Genomic DNA, 3,470 nt, shown 5'->3' with positions numbered 1-3,470 from the left:
GAGTCAGCTTAGTAAAATATTTAACTTTCTGGAACTATCAGACTTGCAGACCACCCCAAAAAGCTATACTTAACGACAGGTCATTTTGGACTGGTGTTTTGAGGACTTTTTACGCCGGTGATGACATGAGTCCTTGAATAGCGTCATTCGTAAGGCGATCAAGTACCGGAAGATTTTTCGGACTGATGAGTCAGTCATGAAGGTAATCTATCTGGCCATGGAAAAAGCTTCCGAGAAATGGACCATGCCGATCAGGAACTGGAAAGCAGCCATGAACCGGTTTGAAATTATGTTTCCTGACCGGTTCAAGGAGTAATAGTTTTGGTGGCGTTTACACAGAATTATTTACAGGCTCGTCAGGTCAAATTCAGGCTATGAACTTCTACACATAAATAACAAGAAGCTTTTTTCTGACCAAGGCTCTATGAATGCTTGTGATTCCCTGATAAAAAGAACAAAGTCTCTTCTTTATTTATAACACTTTTACCCCTTATGCACATGACTTATAGCATCACTGGTCAAGCTCAAAACCGTATAAATCAGTTAATGATAAAGTACAGCCCAAAGCATACTTTGGTGATCTGGGTTGCTTCACTTGCCTGTTTACTGGTTCCGCTTCTTATCTTTCGGAACAGTCTGAGCACTATTCTGCTTTCTGGCCTGTTTGGCTCTGCCTTTATTACCTTCTGGATACTGAACCTTGGCCTGAAGTATGCCGTTCATAAGCGCTTTAGTCTCCACTACCAACCAGACCTTGAGTTGGAAACCCGCACCCTTACCCTTGATGAGAAAGGCATCAAAATCAGCTCCTCACTATTGAAACCGGCATTTCGCCCTTATAAGCAAGTAAAGATGATCACGGTAGAAGACAATATTATTGTGGTATCAGGAAAAAGTGGTTGGGTCGAGATGATCCCCCGAGATCAGGTCACTGAAGGTAATTGCGGTTTATTATTGGATATTCTCTGTCGGAGTACTGGGAAAAAAATTAAAAGTTCCTGCTGAAGCAACAAAGTTAATCTAAAATTTTATCAGGTGAAAACAACCAGACGATTTGAATAGCAATGTTCAAGCTTTCCGTCATTACTCTGTTATTGATTACGTTACTATCTGCCTGCTCCACAGGAAAGCCGGTATATGGCAATAAAAAGAGTGCCATCGGCTGGCTGGCAATACCGCCAAACCCTGAGATGCTGGACATGGCAAAATTTGCTGCCAGGGATTTTCAACACGACTCTGTACTGAAAGTAACGGAGGCGAAGCTCCAGAATATTCTTGGAACCTGTTATATGCTTGCCTTTCAAATGAGCAGCGGTGCAAAGTGGCAAGCAGAACTCTACAGGGATCCTTATGGCAAACTAACCCTGCTTGAACTGCTACAACACTAGCCTAAACCCTTTCCAGCAAGAAAATGAACGATGACTTTTCCTGCCTGATTCCGGTCATCAGGTAATCCAACCTCCCCCAATGCCTTATCAATCAAGTCATCATCCACCATTGTACGAAGCCTTGCACACACATCCACAAAAAAACCGTCCACAAATTCAGGGTGCGCCTGCCAGGTAAGAATTGAAGTCCCCCTTCGAGTAATGGCGTTCTCACAGAAATCCGATGCTGCCAGCACAGAAAAGCCGGGAGCCAACTGGCTAACCTGATCCTGGTGAACTGCCAGAATTCGAATGATGCTACCGGACTTAAAACACCCAAAATCAGACAGTGCTTTGACTGGATAAGCTCCTAAACCCCATCCTCCTGGAAACTTCTGAACTCTGCCTCCCAGGGACTGATGGATAATCTGATGACCAAAACAGATTCCAACCAGCAAGGCATCGCTATCTGCCAGCTTTATAATCAAACGCTTAAGTTTATGGATCCACGGCTCTGAGTCATAAGCAGAAGACTTGCTGCCACTGATGATCCATGCATCGCATTGGTCAACAGATGATGGAAAACTGCCTTCATAACAACGCCATACAGCGTACCCCCACTGACCGGGCATCACACGGTCAATCATCATTTTGTAGTCATTATCATAGGTTCCAAAACTCTTAATAGAGTCAGGATGATGTTCATCGCATAGTAAAATACCCAGTCGCTTCTTCAATTCCAGCTTCCTCGAAACTATTTTCTATTGTTCACCTAGGAGGCGTTCTCAATTAGACATGTGACCAGCCACCCACGGTTTGTGCCAGACAAGGCGTAAACTGCTTATGTGGTATTCCACATAAGCAGTGAGCAACGCAGAATGGCGCAAACCGTGGGCGGCCCTTTGGGTTGATAACTCAGGCACTCATGCTGCGTTGAACGACTTGAACATGGAACCACCATGCCCTGCGTCGTTCGCCTTTATGCCCTTTGGGTATTGCCTGAAAGCTTGTGTTAGCAACTGGTCTCATGGCTAATTGAGAACGCCCCCTAATACAGTCTATATCAACAAGAATCAGGGGGAGTCGACAACTCAGAGCAAGTCTCAAGATCTCCCTATTAAAAGAAACCCATATCGATGTTGCCTTTAGAGTCTCAAAAGACTGAGGTCCCATCTTTGTCATACTCATGATGAGGTCACAACAAACTTTAGGTTCTGTTGACATGAGGTTCCAAACCCAGCAGGGCGCGTAGCCAGAATGCCTCTGCCGTTGTTGCAACGACTTGAAAGACGTGAGTATTCCTGCGTCCTTGCGCCTAGTCAGAAGCATTCTGGCTTGAGCTTAGAAAGAAACCTTACGTCAACAGAACCTAACAAATAATTAAATATTTTTGCATTCAGGACTTGCATTATTCGGGAAAGCGATACTAGAATGATAACCATTCTCATTAAGATCGAAAATAATTTACATTCCGGCTCAACCTGACTCTCCCCAAGCCCTTGTTGAGCTACCCAAGCACTTAACCTGTTGACTTATGGAGGGACTGCCATCGAACGAAATTTCAGACCTGACTAACTGGCTAATGCCAGTGATTCGCAAATCCTCATCTTTACGGCCTGAGTTTCAGGCCGCTTTTTTGTTGTTTCTTGACCCGATCCTGTCCATTATTGATAAGCTGAAAAATCGCTTGTTGAGTATGCAGCACGGTATTGGTTATCCAATACTTTTTGTATGGAGATTGTGCTGCATGGGTCTAATCAGAAGAAGAGCCGCTACCGAGGTTCAACCATGGAACTACAGAAGTACAAAATGCCCTTGCTTGGCGGGGAAATGAAAGAACTCGCTGACTATGAAAAAAAGGTCATTTTAATTGTCAATACAGCCAGCAAATGTGGCTTCACTCCCCAGTATCAAACCCTTGAAGAGCTATACAACAAATACAAGGATCAGGGGCTGGTTATCCTGGGCTTTCCCTGTATGTCATCACCGGCGTAAAAAGTCCTCAAAACACCAGTCCAAAATGACCTGTCGTTAAGTATAGCTTTTTGGGGTGGTCTGCAAGTCTGATAGTTCCAGAAAGTTAAATATTTTACTAAGCTGACT

At 44.2% G+C, this 3,470-nt stretch carries 5 protein-coding genes and 1 pseudogene; 4 read left to right on the top strand and 2 right to left on the bottom strand.

All coding sequences use genetic code 11. The features are described from left to right. Positions 1–127: 127 nt before the first annotated feature. Positions 128–316 (top strand): annotated as a pseudogene (locus AK963_RS31605) (IS256 family transposase); the annotation flags it as partial. Positions 317–576: 260 nt separating this feature from the next. Continuing rightward, on the top strand, positions 577–1,005 hold the full coding sequence (locus AK963_RS27020; protein ID WP_139117699.1) for a hypothetical protein: 429 nt from the start codon (positions 577–579) through the stop codon (positions 1,003–1,005). A gap of 10 nt (positions 1,006–1,015) precedes the next feature. Here AK963_RS27020 and AK963_RS36065 read toward each other — a convergent pair whose 3' ends face one another. Next, a complete protein-coding gene (locus tag AK963_RS36065; protein ID WP_139117698.1) occupies positions 1,016–1,201 on the bottom strand; it encodes a hypothetical protein in 186 nt (61 codons plus the stop codon). Between AK963_RS36065 and AK963_RS36060 the strand changes: the two genes are divergently transcribed. Continuing rightward, positions 1,200–1,388, top strand: a complete 189-nt coding sequence (locus AK963_RS36060; RefSeq protein ID WP_139117697.1) for a hypothetical protein — start codon at positions 1,200–1,202, stop codon at positions 1,386–1,388. The genes AK963_RS36065 and AK963_RS36060 overlap by 2 nt on opposite strands. On the opposite strand, the gene AK963_RS27010 is transcribed toward AK963_RS36060, so the two are convergent. Next, positions 1,385–2,104, bottom strand: coding sequence for a type 1 glutamine amidotransferase (locus AK963_RS27010; RefSeq protein WP_238593863.1), 720 nt, complete (start codon positions 2,102–2,104; stop codon positions 1,385–1,387). The two genes, AK963_RS36060 and AK963_RS27010, sit on opposite strands and share 4 nt — an antisense overlap. A 1,051-nt stretch (positions 2,105–3,155) precedes the next feature. On the opposite strand from AK963_RS27010, the gene AK963_RS27000 reads away from it, so the two are divergent. After that, positions 3,156–3,362 carry a thioredoxin domain-containing protein gene (locus AK963_RS27000; RefSeq protein ID WP_175404682.1) on the top strand — a complete coding sequence of 69 codons (207 nt, stop codon included), beginning with the start codon at positions 3,156–3,158 and terminating at the stop codon, positions 3,360–3,362. Positions 3,363–3,470: the final 108 nt, after the last annotated feature.

This window comes from Endozoicomonas atrinae, from assembly GCF_001647025.1.
In the GTDB taxonomy this organism is placed as follows: Bacteria; Pseudomonadota; Gammaproteobacteria; order Pseudomonadales; family Endozoicomonadaceae; genus Endozoicomonas; species Endozoicomonas atrinae.
Note: the sequence above shows the minus strand (reverse complement) of the source record. Positions and strands in the feature narration are given on the sequence as shown.

Bases quoted from the DNA above. Each gene is read 5' to 3' on its own strand.
- AK963_RS36060 (WP_139117697.1), top strand. From the start codon at position 1,200: ATGGCAAAATTTGCTGCCAGGGATTTTCAACACGACTCTGTACTGAAA.
- AK963_RS36065 (WP_139117698.1), bottom strand. From the start codon at position 1,201: ATGTCCAGCATCTCAGGGTTTGGCGGTATTGCCAGCCAGCCGATGGCA.
- AK963_RS27000 (WP_175404682.1), top strand. From the start codon at position 3,156: ATGGAACTACAGAAGTACAAAATGCCCTTGCTTGGCGGGGAAATGAAA.